Annotated in this window: 13 protein-coding genes; 3 read left to right on the forward strand and 10 right to left on the reverse strand. The window is 50.9% G+C overall.

The genetic code is table 11. The features are described 5' to 3' along the window. The first annotated feature begins 1 nt into the window (after position 1). Positions 2-1117: a metal ABC transporter permease gene (locus ACFMKP_RS14265; RefSeq protein WP_382292627.1), complete on the forward strand. Its 1116-nt coding sequence runs from the start codon at positions 2-4 to the stop codon at positions 1115-1117. Between the two features lie 200 nt (positions 1118-1317). Here the strand turns inward: ACFMKP_RS14265 and ACFMKP_RS14270 are convergent, their stop codons facing one another. Continuing rightward, on the reverse strand, positions 1318-2934 hold the full coding sequence (locus tag ACFMKP_RS14270) for a peptidoglycan DD-metalloendopeptidase family protein (RefSeq protein WP_382292628.1): 1617 nt from the start codon (positions 2932-2934) through the stop codon (positions 1318-1320). A gap of 761 nt (positions 2935-3695) precedes the next feature. Between ACFMKP_RS14270 and ACFMKP_RS14275 the strand changes: the two genes are divergently transcribed. Next, on the forward strand, positions 3696-5711 hold the full coding sequence (locus ACFMKP_RS14275) for a hypothetical protein (protein WP_382292629.1): 2016 nt from the start codon (positions 3696-3698) through the stop codon (positions 5709-5711). 53 nt (positions 5712-5764) lie between these two features. Here the strand turns inward: ACFMKP_RS14275 and ACFMKP_RS14280 are convergent, their stop codons facing one another. The 9 genes from ACFMKP_RS14280 to ACFMKP_RS14320 all read right to left on the reverse strand — a co-directional run bounded on the left by ACFMKP_RS14280 (position 5765) and on the right by ACFMKP_RS14320 (position 19942). Then, positions 5765-7417, reverse strand: a complete 1653-nt coding sequence (locus ACFMKP_RS14280) for a phytoene desaturase family protein (RefSeq protein ID WP_382292630.1) — start codon at positions 7415-7417, stop codon at positions 5765-5767. A 27-nt stretch (positions 7418-7444) separates the two neighbouring features. After that, positions 7445-7996: a metal-dependent hydrolase gene (locus tag ACFMKP_RS14285; protein ID WP_382292631.1), complete on the reverse strand. Its 552-nt coding sequence runs from the start codon at positions 7994-7996 to the stop codon at positions 7445-7447. A 257-nt stretch (positions 7997-8253) separates the two neighbouring features. Continuing rightward, the gene (locus ACFMKP_RS14290) at positions 8254-10140 is read right to left on the reverse strand and encodes a tetratricopeptide repeat protein (RefSeq protein WP_382292632.1); all 1887 of its coding nucleotides are present in this window, start codon (positions 10138-10140) and stop codon (positions 8254-8256) included. Beyond that, complete coding sequence (locus ACFMKP_RS14295; RefSeq protein ID WP_204755591.1) at positions 10130-11434, reverse strand: site-2 protease family protein; 1305 nt, start codon at positions 11432-11434, stop codon at positions 10130-10132. The genes ACFMKP_RS14290 and ACFMKP_RS14295 overlap by 11 nt, the downstream gene beginning before the upstream one ends. A 2196-nt stretch (positions 11435-13630) precedes the next feature. Beyond that, entirely contained in the window at positions 13631-14092 is a 462-nt protein-coding gene (locus ACFMKP_RS14300; protein ID WP_382292633.1) for a GNAT family N-acetyltransferase, read from the reverse strand. 82 nt (positions 14093-14174) lie between these two features. After that, the gene (locus ACFMKP_RS14305) at positions 14175-15104 is read right to left on the reverse strand and encodes a hypothetical protein (RefSeq protein WP_382292634.1); all 930 of its coding nucleotides are present in this window, start codon (positions 15102-15104) and stop codon (positions 14175-14177) included. 1196 nt (positions 15105-16300) lie between these two features. Further along, entirely contained in the window at positions 16301-17275 is a 975-nt protein-coding gene (gene corA / locus ACFMKP_RS14310; protein WP_382292635.1) for a magnesium/cobalt transporter CorA, read from the reverse strand. 68 nt (positions 17276-17343) lie between these two features. Next, positions 17344-19152 (reverse strand): TolB family protein, encoded by a 1809-nt coding sequence (locus tag ACFMKP_RS14315; protein ID WP_382292636.1) that lies wholly within the window; start codon positions 19150-19152, stop codon positions 17344-17346. Positions 19153-19198: 46 nt separating this feature from the next. Further along, positions 19199-19942, reverse strand: a complete 744-nt coding sequence (locus ACFMKP_RS14320) for a response regulator transcription factor (RefSeq protein WP_054534636.1) — start codon at positions 19940-19942, stop codon at positions 19199-19201. A 358-nt stretch (positions 19943-20300) separates the two neighbouring features. On the opposite strand from ACFMKP_RS14320, the gene ACFMKP_RS14325 reads away from it, so the two are divergent. Beyond that, positions 20301-21443, forward strand: a complete 1143-nt coding sequence (locus ACFMKP_RS14325) for an FtsW/RodA/SpoVE family cell cycle protein (RefSeq protein ID WP_382292637.1) — start codon at positions 20301-20303, stop codon at positions 21441-21443. The last annotated feature ends 46 nt before the right edge of the window (positions 21444-21489 follow it).

Genomic DNA, 21489 nt, shown 5'->3' on the forward strand with positions numbered 1-21489 from the left:
CATGAGTAGCACGTTTGCAATTATTCTGACCGGAATCTTGGTCGCGGCTGCCTGTGCCTCGCTTGGCTGTTTCCTGATTCTACGGCGCATGGCGATGTTGGCCGATGCGATTAGCCATGCGATTTTGCCAGGCTTGGTAGCGGGCTATTTCATCGCCCAAGGGCCAAGTTTGTTGGCGGGCTTTTTTGGCGCAGCACTAGCCGGATTAATTACCGTCGGCTTAGTAGAATTGCTCAAAAATACCCAACGGGTCGGCGGCGAATCGGCGATTGGGATTGTGTTTCCAGCCATGTTTGCCTTGGGAACCTTCCTCGTCTCGAAATATTATGCCGATGTGCACCTTGATGCCGATGCAGTGCTGTATGGCAACATCGAATTTGTGGGCTTCGATCATTGGTACATTGGCGAAACCGATTTGGGGCCACAATCGCTGTGGATTATGGGTGGCTTGTGTCTGATCAACTTCATCTTTATCAGCGTGTTTTATAAAGAATTGAAGCTAGCGACCTTTGATGCAGGCTTGGCGGCGACCCTTGGCTTCTCGCCAATCCTGATTCACTATGGCTTGATGGCGGTGGTTTCGATTACCACAGTTGGGGCGTTTACCGCAGTTGGGGCAATTTTGGTGGTGGCCTTGATGATTGTGCCTGCGGCCACTGCCTATTTGCTGACCGACCGCTTGCCATGGATGATTGGCTTGGCGATTGGCGCTGGAGCAATCGCGGCAGTGCTTGGCTTTGGCTTGGCCTTTATGCTCAATGGCTCGGTTGCAGGCGCAATTGCCACCATCACAGGGGTAGAATTTGGCTTGGCCTTGTTGTTTAGCCCCAAACAGGGCTTGGTTGCCCGCGCTCGGCGTTTGGCCCGCCAACGGATTCAGTTCGCAGCAGATACGCTGCTCGTGCATTTGTTGCAGCACGAAGGCAGCCCCGAAGCAGCTAACGAAAGCACAATTAGCCATTTGCAAAGCGAACTACAATGGAACAATAAGTTTGCTCAGCGCGTGCTTGATTTGGCTCAGCGGCGCAGTTTGGTGCGTTGCCAAGGCCAACAACTTGAGTTAACGACCAGCGGACGCGAACGCAGCCAGCAAGTTTTGCAACTAGGTCGAGCGTAGTTTGAAGCTACGTTCCCTCACCCCAACCCCTCTCCCATCGAATGGGCGAGGGGCTTTTACATCTTGGTTTTCCCCCAATTCCTTGGTGAACCACGGATGCTCCCCCTCGCCCGCGTTCAGTGGGAGAGGGGGCTGGGGGGTGAGGGAATAAAAAAGCGCCAATGCAAGTTGCACTGGCGCTGCTTCAAACCTCGTTTGGTTTATGGCAGATACTTCAGCGGATTAACTGCTGTACCATCGATTTTGATCGTGAAGTGCAAGTGCACGCCTGTTGAATAGCCGCCACCAGCCCGATCATAGGTGCTGCCCATATAGCCAATCAACTGTCCGGCCTCGACTTCTTGACCTTCGGAAACCACAGGATTCGACATCATATGGCCGTATTCGGTGACCATCCCAGAGCCATGGCTAATTTTGACACAATAGCCATAGCCGCTACACCAGCCAGCTTCGATAACCGTACCACGCCGAGCTGCCGAAATTGGCGTGCCTTTGCGGTTGGCAATATCGATGCCGTTGTGGAAGCGGCCAACGCTAAAGTTGCGATAGCCAAAGCCCGAGGTTAGGTCGCCATAGCTTGGCCAAACCCAGACTGGTGGCGGTGGTGGTGGCGGTGGAAAGTTATCGGTTTCTTCCAAAACCGACCAAACTTCAGCAGGAATGCTCACAACTTCGCGAGCAACCCAAGCCACGTTGCCATCAGTTTGTAGAATTTTGACCCATTCTTCGTGCTTAGCGATCAGCTGTAAACGCTCGCCAGCATTGACCTTAACGATTTTCTCGTAGGCAGTGCCTGGGCCTTCGCGCAAGTTGGTGCGGTCGGCCAGTACAATGGCTGCTGCTTGCGATTTTTGGTTGATTGAATCGATTGCGCCACGGACTGAGACATTTTGCACGCCCGCTAGCGATGCACCTGGCACGAAAATCTCGCGGCCAGCAACCAAGGCTTGGCCTTGATCTAAGCCATTGGGCGGGAAGGTCATAATCACATCAGCGCCAACACTGTAGCGTTCGGCAATATCGGTAATCGTTTCGCCTTCGCTGACGGTGTGGGGCACGCCTGAAACCCGCGGAATCCGCAGCGTTTCGCCAATCGCAACTGGGCCAGTTAAATTATTGGCCGCAATTAACGATTCTGGAGTGATTGTATATTTGCTAGCAATATCGGCGATAGTTTCTTCGTTGGCAACCAAGTGAGTTGCAACAAAGGCAGGGCCACGCTCTGGCGCTGGTTTGATTAAGGCAGGGCCAACATCGACCACAACTTCATGCTCGCCACCACCAACACTTTGGGGCTGGGTTGCAGAAATGGGGATGACGACACGTTGGAAATTACCTGCTTCAACTTCATCGACCAACTGAGCGGCGGCTAAAACTTCAGGAATTGCATGATCTGTCGAATCAGCAGCGGGATTGAGTGGAAAGCCACGACCCCAAGCCACCACACAGGCAGCCAAAAGAATGACGCTATGCGCGACTAAACGACGTTGAATTTGTAAGCGCTGACGCACCGATTGGGCGGCAAGCTTGAGCGAACGCCGTGCTGGTTTTGGTTCGGGAATTGCTACTGGAGCACGTGTTGATGTGCCAGCGATTTGAGCTAGCGAAGATCGCGCGATCGAAGCTGCGCGTTGTTCTTGCTTGCGTCGTCGTTGGGCTGAGCGGCCAGCTTGATTGAGTGACTCAATCCGGCCTGTATCAGATTTTTGGCGAAATGCGGTAGTGGTGTGGTTAGGAGCTGGTAGCAAAATAACTTCGGCGTTGTTTTGCGTTTGGGCCCGTTGGACACGTCGCCGCGGAGTTCGCTTCTCTGTCATGGAAAGAAGACTCCTCGAATGGTACTTGGTTGCTGATAGCAATCAAGGCTATCTGCATATGCATGATGACATGAATGTGCGTTGCCAAGTCCACGCAGTTATGGCAAGCATAGCCTAAGCTTAATACTTTGTCAATTTTTATGCTGCTTGCTGGCCACGGAGTTTAGTTTTAGCCCTTTGTTACGTCTTTAATCAACATTTGTAGTATTTAATAAGTATGGCTTTTTTCGCCTCCCTTCCGTCCCTCCGCCGGAGGGAAACGCCGGGGGTTTTCATCCCCCAGCACCCCCTAATGTTTCTCCGTGGATTGTTGCTATGTTTACTGATCCCCAATGATTTGTTTTCATGCTCTTCGTGGATCAATCCGCTAACGCAGAGGCGCAGAGAAAATGAGGCGATTCATTATTGGTTATTGGAACATATCTTTTGCTTGCAAAAATATTCCGCTAGCCAAAAGCCTATAGCCTATAGCCTTGTCCCTGATCGCTGATTCCTCAGCATCGGTTCGCCTCCCTTCCGTCCCTCCGCCGGAGGGAAACGCCGGGGGTTTTCATCCCCCAGCACCCCCTAATGTTTCTCCGTGGATTGTTGCTATGCTTCCTATTCCCCACATTAATAGCTTCGTGCTTTTTGTGCTCTTCGTGGTTTCGTTACCTTAATTCCTCGTTCCTTCGTGCTCTTCGTGTCCTTCTTGGTTTCGTCTCTCGCATCCCGTGCCTATGGTATGCTAGCGCTGTTTGATTAGTTAAAAAGGATTCAGTGTGTCGCAACGCTTAATTCATTGTCTTGTGCTTTTGGGCTATCTGCTGCTTGCAATCATCGCTACCTATCCGTTGATTGGCAATGTTGCAACCCATGTGCCTTCGGGTGCTGGCGATGCAGCCCAAGATTTATGGGAAAAGCTCTGGAATCTTGACCATGTGTATCGCAGCCTGCTTGCTGGCCAATCGCCTTTTTTTACCGACCAACTGTATACACCGAATGGCGCTGCGCTCTATTTTCACCCCTTGAGCATTACCAACGCAATCATTGCGCTACCGATTATCGCTATTTGGGGCGTGATTCCAGCCTATAATTTTTTGGCGCTTGGCTCGTTTGTGCTCAGCGGCTATGCAGTCTATTTGCTCTGCCGCCAATGGCAATGCTCGCCGCGCAGCGCCTTTTTGGCGGGCATGATCTACAGTTTCTCGGCATTCCATTTTGGCCACCTCACCCTCAATCACCTTGAATTGTGGAATATGCAATGGTTGCCGCTCTATTTCGTGGCCTACGAACGGGTGCGCCAACAACCCTCATTCGGGCGGATTGCCTGGGCAATTCTGGCTTTGCTGGCGGTGTTGTTTTCGAGCTTGTATATGGCGATGTATGCATTACTCTGGACATTCGTTTGGCTTGGATTTGATCTGGGGCAGCAACCACTTAGCCTTAAACAGACTTGGCAACGTCTACGCGCTCCACTGATCATCGGTGGCGTAACTTTAGTCGTGATTCTGCCATTGATGTTGCTTCCAATGTTGAGCCAGGCGGCCAATAATCCGGTCTTGATTCGCAGCGTTGAGGAAGTGAGCAAGCGGGCAATCTCACCTTTGGCAATCGTTCAACGCTCAACATTATCCTATTTAGGCATTGTTGGCTTGGTGCTGGCCGTAATGGGCGTGGTGTTGACCAAAAAACAAGGCTTGCGCTGGATTGTGCTGGGGCTTGGGGCATTTTGGCTGGCGCTCGGCCCACGCTATGGCTTGTATCAAATTTATAATCTCTTGCCAATTGCCCAATTTGGGCGCTACCCCGATCGCTTTATCGTTTTAACGTTAATCAGTTGTGCGGTGTTGGCGGCCATGGGCGTGGATGCACTGCTGAAGCGTTGGCAAGCGCGTTGGCATGTGCTAGCAAGCGCCGTTTTGCTACTCTTAATTGGCGTTGATAGTTGGCCAAACCAGCGGCCATTGCTCCAACCAAGCCATCATCCGGTGTATGAGCAAATTGCCGCCGATCCAATCGCTGGCAGCGTGCTCGACATGCCGATTCGGCGCACCAACAGCGCGTGGTTTGCTATGTATTATCAAACCATCCATCAGCGCCCAATTATTGATGGCGTGTTGGCGCGACCCGTGCCACGAATTCCAATTTTTGATATTCGGCTCGTGCGTGGCTTGGAAGAACCAGAACTTAATTTGCCAGCGCAGGATATTTTTCCGGTGCAACAACCGCTGGCCGCCACCAGCTACTTTAATTTGCGCTACCTCTTGTACTACCGCAAATCGGATATGCCGAATCAGCAAGTGCCGACGTTGGAGCAAGTTGAAGCGCTCACTGGAGCCAAGGCCAGCGAAATTGCCAACGACCAAACGCTGGTGGCCTATCGACTGGATTGGCAACCAAGCAGCGAGCCATTGACGAGCCTGATGGAACTAGGTACTGGTTGGTATGAGCTTGAGGGCAGCGAGCATGATTTACATCGCTGGATTAAAGATGCTGACGCTGGCGCAACCTTGGGCCTATATCCCACTCGCCCGATGCAAGCCCAGCTTCAATTGAAATTGGTAGCATTTGATCATCCGCAGGCGGTCGATATTTTGCTCGATGACCAATTGTTGGCAACGCTGAATGTTGGCACAGCCGTTGAAAGCTTCACACTGCCAATCGATTTAGCCCAAAAAAGTTATAAACTGCGTTTCAAACCCCACGAAGCAGGTATTAACCCAAGCTTGCAACAACCAGGTGCCGACCCGCGAACCTTATCAATTAGCGTTTTTGAAGCGACAATTCAGCCTTAAATAAACAATAGCTGCTCAGTTGGATCAATCGCTGAGCAGCTATTGCAATAGCTTTATTTCTTTTTCGCCCAAGCAATTGCGCCTAAGGCCGCCGCCGCGCCAAGCGTCCAACCAACCCATTGGCGTGATGGCTGGCGATCTTTGAGCACAGTTTGGGCAGTGTTATAGCCCGATGCCGCAAATACGCCGCCACCAGGATGGGTGCTCGCGCCAGTCAGATACAAGCCCTTGATCCCAGCCACGCGATATTCGGAAAGCTCAGGCAGCGGACGGAAGGCAAACATTTGATCAAACGACATTTCGACATGCATCACGTTGCCGCGTAGCATGCCAAAGGTTCGCTCCAAGGTTAATGGAGTTTGCACATAACGATTGCTAATTTTGCCGCGCATATTTGGCGCATAGCGATACACCACTTCTAAAAGTTTGTCGGCCTCGCGATCGGCAATGCTATCCCAATCTTCGCCATTGCTTAATTCATACGGGTGATATTGGCCCCACAAAAACAGCGTATGCTTGCCCTTGGGCGCAACATCAGGATCGATTGCACTAAATGTCATAGCAATCACCGCCGGATCGTTGGCTGGCACGCCGCGATCATAATCGCTGACCGCGCGATTAAGATAATCGATCGATGGGCAAAGCAGTTGCAAGCCATGATGCGATGGATGCGGGCGGCCACCAGAAGGCGCGGCCAAATAATCGGGCAATTCATCGGCGGCACAACGCACTGCCATCCCAAAGCCATTGCCAACTCGAATCCGGCCAACCCGCTCGGCGAGGCCATTCGGCAGTTGCGCACGCTCGACCAACTTGAGCAAGGTGGTTTGCACATGGGCATTCGAAATAACCATTGGTGCGCTGTAGATTTCGCCTGAGGTTAATTCAACTCCTTGCACCACCCCATGTTGCACAATAATTCGCTCAACCGGAGCATCGAGCATCAATGTGCCACCATCGCTTTTGAAACGCGCAGCCATCGCTTGGGTCAACATGCCAGAGCCACCACGCGGATGTTTCGCACCGCTTTCGTGCAGCATCGAATGCCAGCCAGCAAAATCGCCAGTGCCAATTTCGTGCGGCGGTGGGCCAGATTGCGCCGCTAACCAGCCCATGGCGGCGCGCATGGCTTCGCTTTCAAAGGTTTCGTTGATCAAATGGCCATACGAGGTAAACAAACGCCGCAGAATATCCAGCGGATGCGTGCCTTTCTCGCCCTTGAATTGGCCAGTTAACATCTGACGGCCAAGGTTGGCAGGCGATGGCGCTTTGAGGAATACATCAAATACGCCTTCGTTGAGCGGCCCCCACAGCGCTACAAATTGGCGATAGGCATGAGCATCCTTGGGCGAAATTTTCTCAATCGAAGCACAGGTTTTGTCTAAATCGCGCCAAAATTCAATCGCGCCGGAACCATCGGGCAATGGATACCAGGCAAACGGGTCCATATCAATATATTCGAGGCCAAATTTGTGCAGCTCAAGCTCGCGCACCACTGGCGTGAGGTGAATCATAATGTGGGCCGATGAGCCAACATCCATCTTATAGCCACCAAACATGGTTTCGGTGCAAACCGCGCCACCAACAATCGGTCGCCGTTCGATCACAAGGGTTTTAATTCCAGCTTTTTGCAAATAACAGGCACATGTCAAGCCATTATGCCCGCCGCCAACAACAATCGCATCAAATTGGGCCATGTTCGTCATCGCTCCACACTATCGAGATTGCTTATGCTACGCACGAATCTGCGCTTTGGACGTATCATAGCGCTGCCGCAGCCAAGCTACAATCAAGCCAAGCCCCAGCCATGGCAGCCAAATCCAGCGTAATTCTGAGAGCAACACATTCCAGCCGCGCTCGGAAAAAAGCCGCGCCGCGCTAATTGGTGCAACCGCAATTGGCCGCCACTCGAAAAAGACTCGCTGGCTGCTGAACGGCCACCACAGCGCCACGCCACTGCCGCCATTGGTCAGCATATCGTAAAGCGGATGGCTGAAGGTTGCCAGAAATAGCACCAATGCCGCAACCCAGCGTTTGCAGCCCAAATGCGGCGCGAAGATCGCCCCCAACCCTGCAATCATGCTAGCAAAGCCAAGCGAATGGGTAAAACCGCGATGGCTCAACAACGTGCCGCGCGGCATGTCCAGCCAAAAGCTAATCCCATCAAAATCGGGGCTAATCGCTGCAATCGAGGCGCAAACCAACAACGGGCGGCTAATTCGCTCGCGACCAAGCGCCAAACCAAGCACCAAGGCTGGCGCAACATGACTAAATATGGTTGGCATCGGCAGATCCTCAATCAAATGAGCCTCAAGGGATTGTTCCTTGAGGCTCAGTATAGCAATGATTTCGCCAACAAATGAAGATTCAGTTGCAGCGGTTTATAAGTTTGCAAGGATTTTGCGTTCCCTCGCCCCAACCCCTCTCCCATCCGATGGGCGAGGGGCTTTAACCTCGTGGTTCTGCCGTAATGTGTGATACAAAACGCGTGCTCCCCCTCGCCCGCATTTTCGTGGGAGAGGGGGCTGGGGGGTGAGGGAACTTAGGCATTGACTTCGTGGGCATTGGCCAACAATATTGCTTGCTGGCGATCGTGCTCGGCTTCTGGATAGCGTTCGAGCGCTTCCAAGGCTACCGCGCGATTTTCGTACAGCTCAGCCAAATCGGGCTGCAATTCAATCGCGGTGTTCAAATCGGCCAACGATGCTGCTAAATCGCCAAGCTCATAATAGAGAATGGCGCGGTTAGCCACAATCCCTGAGTCGTTTGGTTTGAGCTTCAGGCTAGCGCTATAGTCGGCGATTGCGGCTTGAGTTTGGCCCAAGGCTTCGTAGCATTCGGCCCGATGGTTAAGCGCCACCACGTTGTTGGGGTCAATATCCAGTGCGCGGCTAAATGCGCCAACCGCTTGCTCAAACTCGTCTTGCAACTGATAGCATTGGGCAAGGTTAGTCCACACTTCGGTATAGGGCGGGCTAAGTTCAATCGATTGGCGATAATCGCGCTCGGCGGCTGCATAATCGCCAATTTGCAGGTAAATATTGGCGCGCTCGTTGTAATATTCGGCGTAATTGGGGTCCATTTCAATTGTCAAGGTATAATAGTGTAGCGCATTCGGATAATCTTTGAGCGAATCATACACTTGGGCAATGTTATAGAGCAACACCGAGCGATGTAATTTATGTTCCTCAGTATCTAAGCCAGTTTCTAGCTGCTTATAACATTCTTGGCAAATTTCAATCGCTTCCAAGGGCCGTTTTTGGAAGTGGCGAATTAATGCCAAGCCATTGCGATTAAACGATGATTGAAAGATTTTTTCTTGGGCGGGAATGTCGGCCTGCTGAATCGCTTCAATGCCCAAATTAAGGTAATGCTCGGCTTGATCGTAATCACGCGGCACTGCAAAACGCCCATGAATCATCGCAATCAAGTAATACCAGCTAAATAAACGAGCTGGATTATCGGTGATGCTCACCGCAGTTTCGGCAATTGCCAAAGCTGGCTCGGCCTGTTTTAGCCCAATATAACAATTGTAGAGCTTCAAATAGGCGCTTAGCCGAAAATCAACGCTCTTAGGGAAATCGCGCTCCATCTCAACTTGTAACGGTTCGCCATAATACAGCGCATCTGCATACAAGCCGCGCGTCGAGCAGATCGAAAGCCCTTCGTGCATAAAGCCCAGCCGCTTGCGTGGCTCGTTGGCGGCGGTTGCTAGTTGAATCAATTGCGGCAAATGCAATTCAATTTCAATTGGATCAAAGGTATGGTCGCGCTCTAGCGCTTCAAGCTGTTGTTTGGCCTCAGCAGGATCTAATTCAGCCGCTGGCTGATCTGCTTGCCAATCGCCATTGATAAGCTCGACCTGCTCGGCCCAGCTTTGATATTCGGCCAATAACTCAGGGTTTGGCTCAATCAAAAAGCCAATCGTCAAGCCAAAGCGTTGGTCGGCGCGGCGCAATAATTCTTTGAAAAACATCGTGACCAGCGAACCAGCCTGATCAAACTGATCGCAGACAATCACCCAAGCTTGGTCGGGCGCATGTTGGCGAAACTCATGCAGCATATCGATCAAGCCCTGCACAATTCGAAAAGCGCGATCGGCTGCATAATTGCGGGTGCGCTCTTGAGGATTGCTAATATCAGTCAGGCTTGGGTTGCGCACGGCCAATTCGCGTTGCAATTGGGGCAGCACCAAAGCCAATTCATAATCATATTTGACCAATAGCTCAGGCGCTTGGGCCTTAATTTCGGGCAAGAGCGAGCTAACAAAGCTATTCAGCCCAGCCCAGTGGCCCAAATTGGCCCTATTCATGCTTAGCAGCCATGTTCGTGCCGCAGATTGTTGGTTTAGCCATGCTTGGGCGGCTGCGGTTCGTTGCGCGCCAGCATTGCCCACCCAAACGATTAATTGCTTGCTCTTAGATGTCATCGACGCTAACCTTTCTGCGGATCAAGCTCCAAAGCCAAAGGAAGATTCCAACGGCTTGGCTGATAAAGATCAAAATGGCTGCCAAAATCGAATCGAGCACTTGCAGGTTGTTGCTTGAACTACCAAACATCCGTTCAAACAAAATGCTGGCGTAGCTCCATAAAATTGGCAGGGTTAAGAAGAATAATGAATAGAAAGCAAGCACCCGTCCGATCAGCCAGAAAAAGGCGTAGCGCTTGATAATTGTGCGCTCACGTTCGGGAATTGCCGCTTGATTATGCGGTTCTGGGCGACCCATTAAACGATTGAACTGATTGATCATATAATTGGCGGTATCGCCCATGAGGTTTGAGCAACGCAACCAGGTTGAGAGGAAATAATAAATATCGGTGCGCACAAAGAAATACAGCTGAAACAGCAAATTCAGCAGGTAGCTCCACATAAATGCCCGCACCAAAACATAGCCAAAATCCGAAAGATTAATGATTTGACGCTGGTGCATAAACGCCAGATAAATCATCATCGCGGCGCTGAGCAAATCGACCACCATGCCCGCCAAAATTGGCAAAAAGCGCAGATTGCGCTTAATCGACCAAATTGCCGACATATCGGTTTCGGCCACAATCACCCATAAGCGTCGCCCGATGCCAAAGCGCACATCAACCCCACGCGAGCGGGCAGCCACCGCATGGCCAAGCTCGTGAAAAAAGGTAATCACAAAGCCATGCAGCATGATGATTAAGGTAAAGATCGCCATTTGCTCATCGACGACCATCGCCCGCCAGCCTGCTACAATCGATGGTTGAGACAGCACAATTGCCGCTGCACCACCAATAAAAATCGCATACAAGGCCAAAGCAATTGGGCTGAACAACAATTGAGCAAGCCGCACCGGAAAAAACGTGAAGTGAAAGCGCACAGTGCGCGGTTGATTGGGTGTGGTTGCAACAGCTTCGGCTGTATTGGTTGGCGCTTGTTGGCCAAAGCGCACAGTATCCGATTGGAGTGGCTGGACAAAGCCTTCGGATTCTAATTGTTCGAGGAGATCGACCAAATCGGGAATTTCACCATAGCGTTCAGCATACAGGGCTTGCGCCTCGCCAATAGTTTTGCCATGCGCCAAATCATCGAGGATTTCAACCGCTTCTTTGGGCAGCATAATGAAGTTATTGGTATCGACGCGCCCAATTAATAACTCTTCTTCGCTCTCCTCTTGCCGAACAAATGGATACACATCAACATAGGCTGATGCTGTATACAAAGGATTCGTCGAGGCAGCAACCATACTTGTCATAGCGCCAGGCCCACCCTTCTAGTGTTGGGATTAACTAAAAACCTTCTCCTGCTCACTCACTCACAGGTTCAGTTTATGCACCAACGAGGATGGGACCACCGGGGCCAATTGGGTCGCAGGAGCCTGCGTAAAAGGCCGCCGTTGTTTTGAGGGTTTCGACTTTGCGAATCGTAATCTTTTTCATGGATACTCCTTAACACACCGTCGAGTCAAAAAACCTATGGTTCGAGCACTGGGAATGGGCTGATGATGATTGGGCCGCCACAGCCACCAGCATAGAAGGCAGCGGTCGTTTTCAAGGTTTCAGCCTTGCGAATGGTGATCTTTTTCATTGGAAATCCCCTTAGCACTAATTTAGATTTCGGCGAATAAACTAGGGTTGGGCGAAGATTGGGCCGCCACAGCCACCAGCATAAAAGGCAGCGGTGGTTTTCAGGGTTTCGGTTTTGCGAATCGTAATCTTTTTCATGACACACTCCTTATCGTTGAGGTTTGTTGCCTATGGTTGGGCGAAGATTGGGCCACAGCTACCAGCGTAGAAGGCGGCGGTGGTTTTCAAGGTTTCGGTTTTGCGAATCGTGATCTTTTTCATGGGAATGCTCCTTGATAACAATTAATCAGTTTCAATAATTGACGCTATTTGTTATGGCAAGCGAACGCCGCCACAGCCACCAGCATAGAAGGCAGCGGTGGTTTTCAGGGTTTCAGTCTTGCGAATCGTGATCTTTTTCATGACACACTCCTAAAATTGCTCGTTATTAAGTCGAAAAGCCTATGGGATTTGGCGAGGGCCGCCGCAGCCGCCAGCGTAGAACGCAGCAGTGGTTTTGAGCGCTTCAACTTTACGAATGCTCAACTTTTTCATGACACACTCCTTAAGCAAACACACAATTCAAACGGCCAAGCCTATGGGATTTGGCGGGGTGGGCCGCCTGGGCCGCCGCAACCGCCAGCATAGAAGGCAGCGGTGGTTTTGAGCGCTTCAACTTTGCGAATACTCAATTTTTTCATGACACACTCCTTAAGCAAACAATTCAAACGGCCAAATCTATGGAATTAGGCGTGGTGGGCCGCCACAGCCGCCAGCGTAGAACGCAGCGGTGGTTTTGAGGGTTTCAGCTTTGCGAATGCTCAACTTTTTCATAACACACTCCTAATAAACCCATTGCGTTAATGGGATGCTTCGCATCGATTCAAGTGGGAATCTGTGGAACTATTTGCAGCGGGAGCAAAGAGCGAAAAATGCAAATAGCAACAAGCAAAACCTATGGGATTAACACGCCACCGCGGCCTGGAACAAGTGGGCCACCACAGCCGCCAGCATAGAAGGCAGCGGTTGTTTTGACGGTTTCGGCCTTGCGAATCGTGATCTTTTTCATGTGACACTCCTAATAAGCCCATGGTAATGATGGGAGGTTAATGAGCCAAAATAAAATCTGAAGCACTATTTGCGGCAGGAAGAATTGAGGTGGGCAAATAGCTTGAGGATGGAGTTGTGCTTATGGGATCAGGATTCGGCCTGGGCCAATTGGCGAGCCGCCACAGCCACCAGCATAGAAAGCGGCGGTCGTTTTAACGGTTTCAGCTTTGCGAATGATGATTTTCTTCATGGGGTTGCTCCTTGTGAGATGATAGTTAAATGTGCGACGATCATCCTCAATTATTTTGAAGCAGTGGAGCAAGATGTGGGAGGAGTTGCTTCAAAATCGTCGTAGCTGCGAGGTTTAGGGAATCACAATAATTCCGCCACCGCCTGAATGACACCCGCCAGCATAAAATGCCGCAGTGGTTCTCAAGGTTTCAGCTTTACGAATGGTGATCTTTTTCACGGAAATCCTTCATTGGAATGAAAATGATCGTATTTACTTTAGAGCGTTAAGTTGGGTTTTGAAGCAAGGGCAGGAAATAGGAGAGGTGTTGCTTCGATGAGGTTTTGGGTTTGCCGACGTTTATGGCAGGATGATGATTACTGGGCCACCACAGCCACCAGCATAGAACGCAGCGGTCGTTTTCATGGTTTCGGTCTTGCGAATCGTCAGTTTCTTCATGGATACTCCTTAATGAATCGGTGAATTGACGCTAGTATACTTTTAATTATTAATAGTTGTCTAGCGAATAAGATGAGTAAATGATTAATAATCTTTTTCACAAATGTCACATTTTCAAATGTGCGCAATCTTGCCCATAACCAACGAATCAGAGCCATTTTTCATAATAAATAATCTCGAGTTGATCGATCTGGCCACGCGCAATTTCCCGATAGCCATGTTTCAGATAGAGCTTTTGAGCTGGCGCTTGCGGCACTGAGGTGTCCAGATGCAAGCGATTTAGGCCCAATTCGCGCGCACGCATTTCAAGTCCAAGCAACATGTGCTCGCCCAAGCCGCGCCGCCAAAAATCGGGATGCACGCGCATACGTTTAACTTCGGCCTCACGCTCGCCAGTTGGCAACAAACCGCCCATTACCACCACTTGCCCAGCTAATTCGCCAACCAAAAATTCGCCGCCTGTAGCCAGATAATAATTTTCAACCGCTAAAACATCAGCATCGCGCGGCCCATTGCCCAGATGTGCGCCCATCAGTTGCAAACCCAAATTGTGCAGTTCCCAGACGATCGCTGCATCGCTTGCTTGATAGCGACGGATGTGTAATTTCATTCGTTGGCTCCTCGCTGAATATAAAAAAACTGCTGTTGGCTTTCTCTGACAACAGCAGGCGCTTGAATTGCAATGGGTAGGTTTACTCTTGGAAGGTGGTTAAAAAGGTGCTTGGCGGCGATAAGCGCAGCGATTGCTGCTCTTGCGAATGCGGCAAATGGGTGAATGTGCCGTTATCGTACCAAAAAACCTGATTCGAGATCGAGCCAGGGCCGTTCAAGTACATGCCTTCGACCACAGGCAGCATGCTTGTCCACGCTTCCAAGGCAATTGGTTCATTAATTGGGTAGCACAACACCACATGGCGATTGGGCACAGCCACCAACGTGCCAAAGCGGCCCAAACATTGAGGATAGTGCTCAAGCAACAAGCTTTGCGAGCCAATCAAGAAATCGTCGCCGGTAATCGCCAGCACATTGATCCCATCATCCAACTCGTGTTCGGTCAGGCGTAGCTCGCGACCGCGCAAGTTTTCCAAGGCAATTGCAAACAATTCCTCATCGCTCTTGCCCCAAGCTGCGGCCTCGTCGCTGCTGACGCTACGAATGGTTGTTGGCAAATCAAAGACCAACACCGAGCAAACATCCTGCAAATCCTCGCGATAAATCAGCTTTTCGCGCAATTCAGGCTCCAAGGCCCACAAGCGAATCGCCAACAAATCGCGAACACTTTCAAAATCGTCTATTTCATCTTGCAAGAGCACTTCGTTTTCAAAGCCCTTGTGCATTGCCTCAAAGTGATCGGTAATAACTGCCAGCCATTGCGATTGGGGATGGGCATAGCATTTTTGCGCCAAAGAGCTAAGCCCAATGCGGGTGTCTTTGGTCCAACCAGCATAATCGGCCAGCACCACAAAGCCTTGGTTTTCGGGACGAACCGGCAAACCGAGGTTTTTCAAATATCGCTGCACGATTTGGCGAAAATCTTGCCATTGCTGTGGACTAAAAAAATTGACCCATGCTGGAGGTGTTGGTAATTCGCGCTTACCAAACGTTTTTTCCCAGTTGCTCATGGTTCCCCCCTATAAACGCTGACGCTGCGAACAACGCTCAAGCACACCAGGCGCTTGGCTTGCCAACAGGATGCCCAAAGTATAGCCGAGCGTTGCTGTGTTGATCAGGGCAAATAAACCGATTGTTGGTCGGTCTGAAGCCTGATATTTTAATAACCGCCATGCAGAAAGTTTGGTTCCCTCAAACCTAGGAATTGGAGCATAGGTCGCGAGGATTCCCTCAAAGCAGCGATTTAGTATCAGACGAGATCGCGGGTGCATTGCTGGCTTTCTGCTAACAACATCGTCATTCCAACGCTAACTTTTAACCTGTAGACGACAATACCTTCCACCTAGATACTATCGCATGCCCCTGTGTCATACAATGTCACCATTGTGAAAAAACGATGAGGCTTTATTAATTGTTGATCGCTTCGCAGGCGAGTGCAAGGGTTTAGGGCGAAAAACTCAATCAGCTAGCTACGTGGCTAGCTCGTAGAAATTCTTTCATGGATAAGAGGCTATTGGCTATTGGCTATTGGCTATTTGTACTGATACATCAGGTTAACCACCGCCTGATCCCCTCACCCCAACCCCTCTCCCACGTGGCGGGCGAGGGGCTTTAACGCCGTGGTTCTTGCGCAATACGGCGGTAAAAACCCGTGCTCCCCCTCGCCCGCGTTCAGTGGGCGAGGGGGTTGGGGGGTGAGGGAACATGGGTGCCAACCTAATAAACCATTACAGCTATTGGCTAGCGGAATTTCAATCTCAATAATCTGTGTCAATCTTGGCAAAAAAGAAGCCTTCGTTTTCCTGACCCCTGAATCCTGATAGCTCACCATCGTTTTGCCACCCTTCCGTCCCTCCGCTGGAGGGAAACGCCGGGGGTTTTCATCCTCCAGCACCCCCTAATATTTATGTATTGGATTATTGGAGTGATTGCTATGCCCCAATAATTTTTCTTTACACGCTTCGTGCTCTTCGGGGATCAATATTTTAACGCAGAGGCGCAGAGAACCGAAGGATGAGGGATGAGGGATGAAGGATGAGGGATGAAGAGCATAGAACAGAGAGCATAGAACATAATTCCAACAATCAGTGGGAATCTGTGGCTCAAAATACGTATTCGTGCAATTCGTGGAATTCTTGGTGAAAAATGGATGCTCCCCCTCGCCCGCGTTCATTGGGAGAGGGGGTTGGGGGGTGAGGGGATCGGTTTACAGCCAGCGGCGGCGGCGAAAAAACCAGAGCATACCGATGATAATCAGCAGCATAATTGCCCACACCATCAGATAGCCATAGCGCCAATGCAGTTCAGGCATCATTTCAAAGTTCATGCCATAGAGCGAGGTAACCAACGTTAAGGGTAAGAAAATCGTGCTGACGATGGTAAGCGCCTTCATAATTTCGTTCATTTTGTTCGACGAAACCGAGAGGTAGGTATCCAAGGTGCTGCCAACCACGTCGCGCACGCCTTCGCTGAGGTCAGTAATCCGCACCAGATGGTCGTAAATATCGCGAAAATAAATTTCACAGTTGCGCGAAATCACATCGAACTCGCCGCGCGAAAGCCGCTGCATCACTTCACGTTGGGGTGATACAACCCGCCGCAAGCCTAAAATGCTGTGCTTCAGCTCCAAAATGCGGCGCAAAGCACTAGGCTTGGGGTCTTGAATAATGCTATCTTCCAAAAAATCAACTTCCTCATCAATTCGGTCAAGGTAGGGCAAAAATTCATCAACAATCGCATCGAGCACTGCATGGGCCAAAAAATCAGCGCCGCGCTCAAGAATTCGCCCATCGCGGCCAGCCCGTTCCCAAATTGAATCCAAGGCCGCTAAGCGCACATGCGAGGCTGTAACCACAAAATTGCGGCCTAAGAAGCAGTTTAATTCATCGGTGCTCAAGCGCGATACATCTTCGCCCACTGCAAGCGCATGCACAATAATAAACAGATAATCGCCAAAATCATCAACCTTGGGCGGTTGATAGCCAGTGCTCAGCGTATCTTCGATAGCAAGCGGGTGAAAATGAAACATGTCGCGCAAAAAGATATCGTATTCGCTTGGCTGACAAGAATACAAATTAACCCACAGCATGCCTTCGCCGCTGGCACGCATTTCGCGAATTTCATCAACGCTGCTGAGTTTGCGCAACGGCTGGTCGGGCAAGCTATACATTGCTTGAAACATAGACACCATCTTTTGCTAACAAAAAGGGCAAGTCGTGTGACTTGCCCCAAACGCTGATTTGCTTGCGCTTACTTGACGCTGGTAATGCCATCGTCGGCAGCGATCAGGCGGGTGCGGGCTGAATTTGAAAGATCATACAGCCATAATTCGCTGGCCCCGCCAATCACTGGCTGCGCGCCGCGCTCGGTATCGGGCGCTTGTAAAGAGCGTACATATAACATCGTATCATCAACGACTGCAACTGAGCCTAAATCACCAAGGGTCGAGCCTTTGACTATTTGGCTATCTTTGCTGCCTTGGCGGCTGTGGAGGCTATAGTTCAGCACTTGGCCGCTGCGACAAATTACATTTAAGTAGTAGAGGGTGTTGTCGTTGCCCCACGCCAGCGGGCGCACCCACCATTGGCCGCTAATCAAGTCAAGTTGTTTGCCACTCTGGTCGAGCACAACCAAGTCGGCCCCGCCATCAGCACGAATGGCTTCGACGGCAATCCGTGTGCCATCAGCAGAAACGCTGGCTTTGCCAACGCTCGCATAGTTGCCAAGGCTGGCTTGGCCAAGCAAGCTATCGGTGCCGCTCAACGGATTGCTAATCAGCAACGCGCCTTGGCCGCCATCGGTATGCCCAACCGTCAAAACCGAACCATCGGGCAAGGCATGCGGCATGCGGCGGCTCCACTCATCGAGCGGCGAGACCGCGCTGGCATCGCCACCATTGGCAGTAACTTGCCACAAACGATAACTATCAGGCGCTGCATCACTCCACGGCGCAGTAAACCAAATTACGCCGCCATCAAGCGCCCAAGCTGGCTCGGCACAGCCGCCAACATCGGCAACCAAGGTTTCGTTATCGCCATCGATGGTGCTTGTCCAGAGTGCGCCTTGGGTTGGCAAGCCATCGGGATTAGCGCGACAGAAGGCAATTTGGGTGCGATCTGGACTCAGCGCAACATCGCTTTCAATGGCCAAGGTTGTGGTAATCGGCACGACCCGTGAGCTTTCGTAGCGGTACAAATCGCCCTTGCTGGCAAAGACAACTGGCTGCTTGGGAGCGGTTGGCTTGCCGTTGCTCTTAGACAGGGCATCATCGCTAAGCACAGTATTGGCAGTATCGGCAATCACGACATTTAAGCGACCGCCATTAAGCTGAACGGTAAATGGCAAGGCTTGATCAAGCCCAATTTCGATCAACACGCCTGCTGAATCGCTGCTCGATTGCGAGACGACCGAGCGCACATGTTGCAAGGTATCGAGGCGTAAAACTTTGGTCAGCGTGACCGAAGACGAACTCCACAGCTCATCGTGTCGCCATAGTGGCAAATCGATTTGGATGACGCTGGCGATAGAGCTATCGTTAGAGAGCAACTGGGCGGCAGCAGGCGGCACACAGCGCACTTGACCGTTGACCGGGCCGCTGTTTGAAGTTAATTCTAAAAAGAGCCGATCGCCATTTGGCGTGCGATCAAGCCCAGCATTATTGAGCCGTGCACTAAACCGCTCATCACTCACCGCCCCAAAATTCTGGGTGCAAAAACTGCTGCTTTGATTGGCAGTTGGCGTGCTCAGCGGTGTTGTTTGCGGCGTTGTTTGTGGCGTTGTTTGTGGAATAACTGCTGAAGGATTGATTGGCGTAGCACCTTTGGTTGGCGACGGGCCAACTGTGCGAGTTGGCGTAACCGAAGGCGCGCTAGTTGGCGACGCAGGTGCAGGCGTTAATGTCACCGTAGCCGTTGGAGTAGCCGTGCCTGTCGGAGTTAAGGCGAGAATAGTTAGCTGATTTTGTAACGGGCGAGCAGTGGGCTGTGGGGCTTGTTGACATGCTGCGAGCGCCACAACGACCAAGGCTAAACTCACACGTTGCCGTAACAACAACTTCAAACGACACTCCTTGGACAATCCAAACCGGCGGTGGGCAACGCCGCAATTACATCCCAGAAAACGAATTATCGTTTTGCACAATTTTAATCCAGCCCCGCTGTAATGCAAATACCACAGCTTGGGTGCGATCGTTGACCGCTAGTTTGCGCAAAATTGATGAAATATGATTTTTGACCGTTTGATTGCTAATTTCGAGCCGAGCAGCAATTTCTTTATTGGTCTGGCCAGCAGCAACCAATTCGAGCACTTCGATCTCACGTGGCGACATTGGCGAATAGACATGCTCGGTATGCGTATCCATCGTGAGCTGGCGAAATGAATCCATCACAGCAGCAGCAACCGCTGGCGTGTTCAGCACCAAATCATTAATTGGATAATTGCCTGAGCGCACCATATCGACCGAATTGATCAAATCGTCCCAATCGATCGTGCGCGAAAGATAGGCCGCAACGCCAGCGCGCAGAGATTTGACGATGCCTTCTTGATCGTTAATATCGCTGAGCAAAATCACGCCAATATTGGGGTGGTTTAATTTGACCGTGCGCGCAACTTCAATCCCGTTGACCCCAGGTAAATCAACGTCCATCACAATAATATCGGGGTTGCTATAATCGACCAAGCGAATTGCTTGTTGGCCGTTGCTAGCCTCGCCAATAATTTTATAGCGTGGCACTTGGCCAAAGTGATAGCGCAGCCCTTCGCGATAAATCGTGTGGGCATGAACCAAAACAAGATTGGTTTTGGCGGCTGTATCGCCGCGGCGGCGCGGGCCTTCCGCAGATGCTTGCATACGATCCACTCTTTCTGGAATCCTAAGCATATCCTCTTTAATAGAAGATATGCGCAATTATACACGACGACGAGCATCAGCAATCAAGAGGTTAAACGCGAGTGGGATAGCAGATGCTGCTATTTGGTGATAATACACTGAATTATAGCGAATAGGCTAGCCTTATTCCCAACAATTTGATGACAAAGCGCGAATTGCTCATTCAGTGTTAAGCAGCCCCCAAGCTCACATTGCCCATCGCGCAGCAAGCGCAACTGCTATAATTGCACCAACAAACGCTCAAGCTATGCCAAATTATTGGTTAATTGCGCACACGCAGCAAGCCAATATGGTATTATTTTGAGTCAGGAGGGTTATTATGTCCACTAGCATTCGTGCCCGCTCATGGCGCGAGTTTAATCCATTAATGGTTGTTGCTGTCTTGCTCTTGCTAGCAATTAGCTTACCAATGGTCTATACCACGACGGTGGGTTCAGCAGGCACCTTGGTGTTTGGCCTTGGCTCATCGTTTGCCAAACATATTGTCTGGATTAGCGTGGGCGTGAGCCTGATGTTTGGGCTGGCGCTGCTTGATTATCAGTTGCTACGTTCGTTGGCAATTGTTTTATATGTTGCGGCCTTGGGTTTGTTGGGCATGGTGGTGGCGCTAGGCCAGGTCAAATATGGTGCCCAAAGCTGGATCGGCTCCAGCCAACTGTCGTTTCAACCAACCGAGCCTGCCAAACTGATGGTAATTATCGCGCTGGCAGCCTTTTGGAGCAAGCATGGCGATGAACCAAGCCCGTGGAAATCGGTCTTTGTTTCGCTGGTGATTCTGGCGGTGCCACTTGGCTTGGTTATGCTTCAGCCCGATTTTGGCTCAGGCATGGTGATGATTGGGATTTGGCTGGTTATGTCGTTAGTGGCCAATACCCGCTGGGTGCAATATGGCGTATTAAGCCTGCTTGGCGCGCCGGTTGTGGTGCTGGCTTGGCTCAATTTTAGCGTTTATCAGCGCGAACGTTTGACCGTGTTTCTCACCCCTGAGCGTTGCGAGACTGATCTTGAATTTCGCATGCGCGCCTGTTGGCAAATTATTCAATCGCGCTTGGCAATTAGCAGCGGCGGGTTGGGCGGCATGGGCTTGTTGCGCGGCGTGCAAAGCCAATTAAACTATTTGCCCGTGCAAGAAAGCGACTTTATTTTTGCCGTGACCGCCGAAGAGCTGGGCTTTATTGGAGCAGCAGTGGTGATTGTGCTGCAATTAATTATCATCTGGCAAATTTGGCGGGTCGTTGAACGGGCACGTGATCCATTTGGGCGCTTGATGGTGGCCGGAATTGGCGGCTTGCTCTTGGTGCACTGCTTAGAAAACATTGGCATGAACCTGATTATGATGCCCATGACTGGGATTCCGCTGCCGTTTTTGAGCTATGGTGGCTCGTTTACCCTAACAGTTTTGATGAGCATTGGAGTTGTGCTAAGTGTCTCGATTCGTAGTCGGCGTTGGTCATTTAACTAGGTACTAGCCCAACTGAGGACTATTTGACGAGCAATGTTGCTGCACA

Origin of the sequence: Herpetosiphon sp. NSE202, from assembly GCF_042688385.1 — a bacterium.
Lineage (GTDB): Bacteria > Chloroflexota > Chloroflexia > Chloroflexales > Herpetosiphonaceae > Herpetosiphon.

Excerpts from the sequence above, each read along its gene's own strand:
- ACFMKP_RS14285 (WP_382292631.1), bottom strand. The coding sequence starts at position 7,996 with ATGCCAACCATATTTAGTCATGTTGCGCCAGCCTTGGTGCTTGGTTTG.
- ACFMKP_RS14290 (WP_382292632.1), bottom strand. The coding sequence starts at position 10,140 with ATGACATCTAAGAGCAAGCAATTAATCGTTTGGGTGGGCAATGCTGGC.
- ACFMKP_RS14295 (WP_204755591.1), bottom strand. The coding sequence starts at position 11,434 with ATGACAAGTATGGTTGCTGCCTCGACGAATCCTTTGTATACAGCATCA.
- ACFMKP_RS14325 (WP_382292637.1), top strand. The coding sequence starts at position 20,301 with ATGTCCACTAGCATTCGTGCCCGCTCATGGCGCGAGTTTAATCCATTA.
- ACFMKP_RS14270 (WP_382292628.1), bottom strand. The coding sequence starts at position 2,934 with ATGACAGAGAAGCGAACTCCGCGGCGACGTGTCCAACGGGCCCAAACG.
- corA (WP_382292635.1), bottom strand. The coding sequence starts at position 17,275 with ATGTTTCAAGCAATGTATAGCTTGCCCGACCAGCCGTTGCGCAAACTC.
- ACFMKP_RS14280 (WP_382292630.1), bottom strand. The coding sequence starts at position 7,417 with ATGACGAACATGGCCCAATTTGATGCGATTGTTGTTGGCGGCGGGCAT.
- ACFMKP_RS14305 (WP_382292634.1), bottom strand. The coding sequence starts at position 15,104 with ATGAGCAACTGGGAAAAAACGTTTGGTAAGCGCGAATTACCAACACCT.
- ACFMKP_RS14320 (WP_054534636.1), bottom strand. The coding sequence starts at position 19,942 with ATGCAAGCATCTGCGGAAGGCCCGCGCCGCCGCGGCGATACAGCCGCC.
- ACFMKP_RS14300 (WP_382292633.1), bottom strand. The coding sequence starts at position 14,092 with ATGAAATTACACATCCGTCGCTATCAAGCAAGCGATGCAGCGATCGTC.
- ACFMKP_RS14265 (WP_382292627.1), top strand. The coding sequence starts at position 2 with ATGAGTAGCACGTTTGCAATTATTCTGACCGGAATCTTGGTCGCGGCT.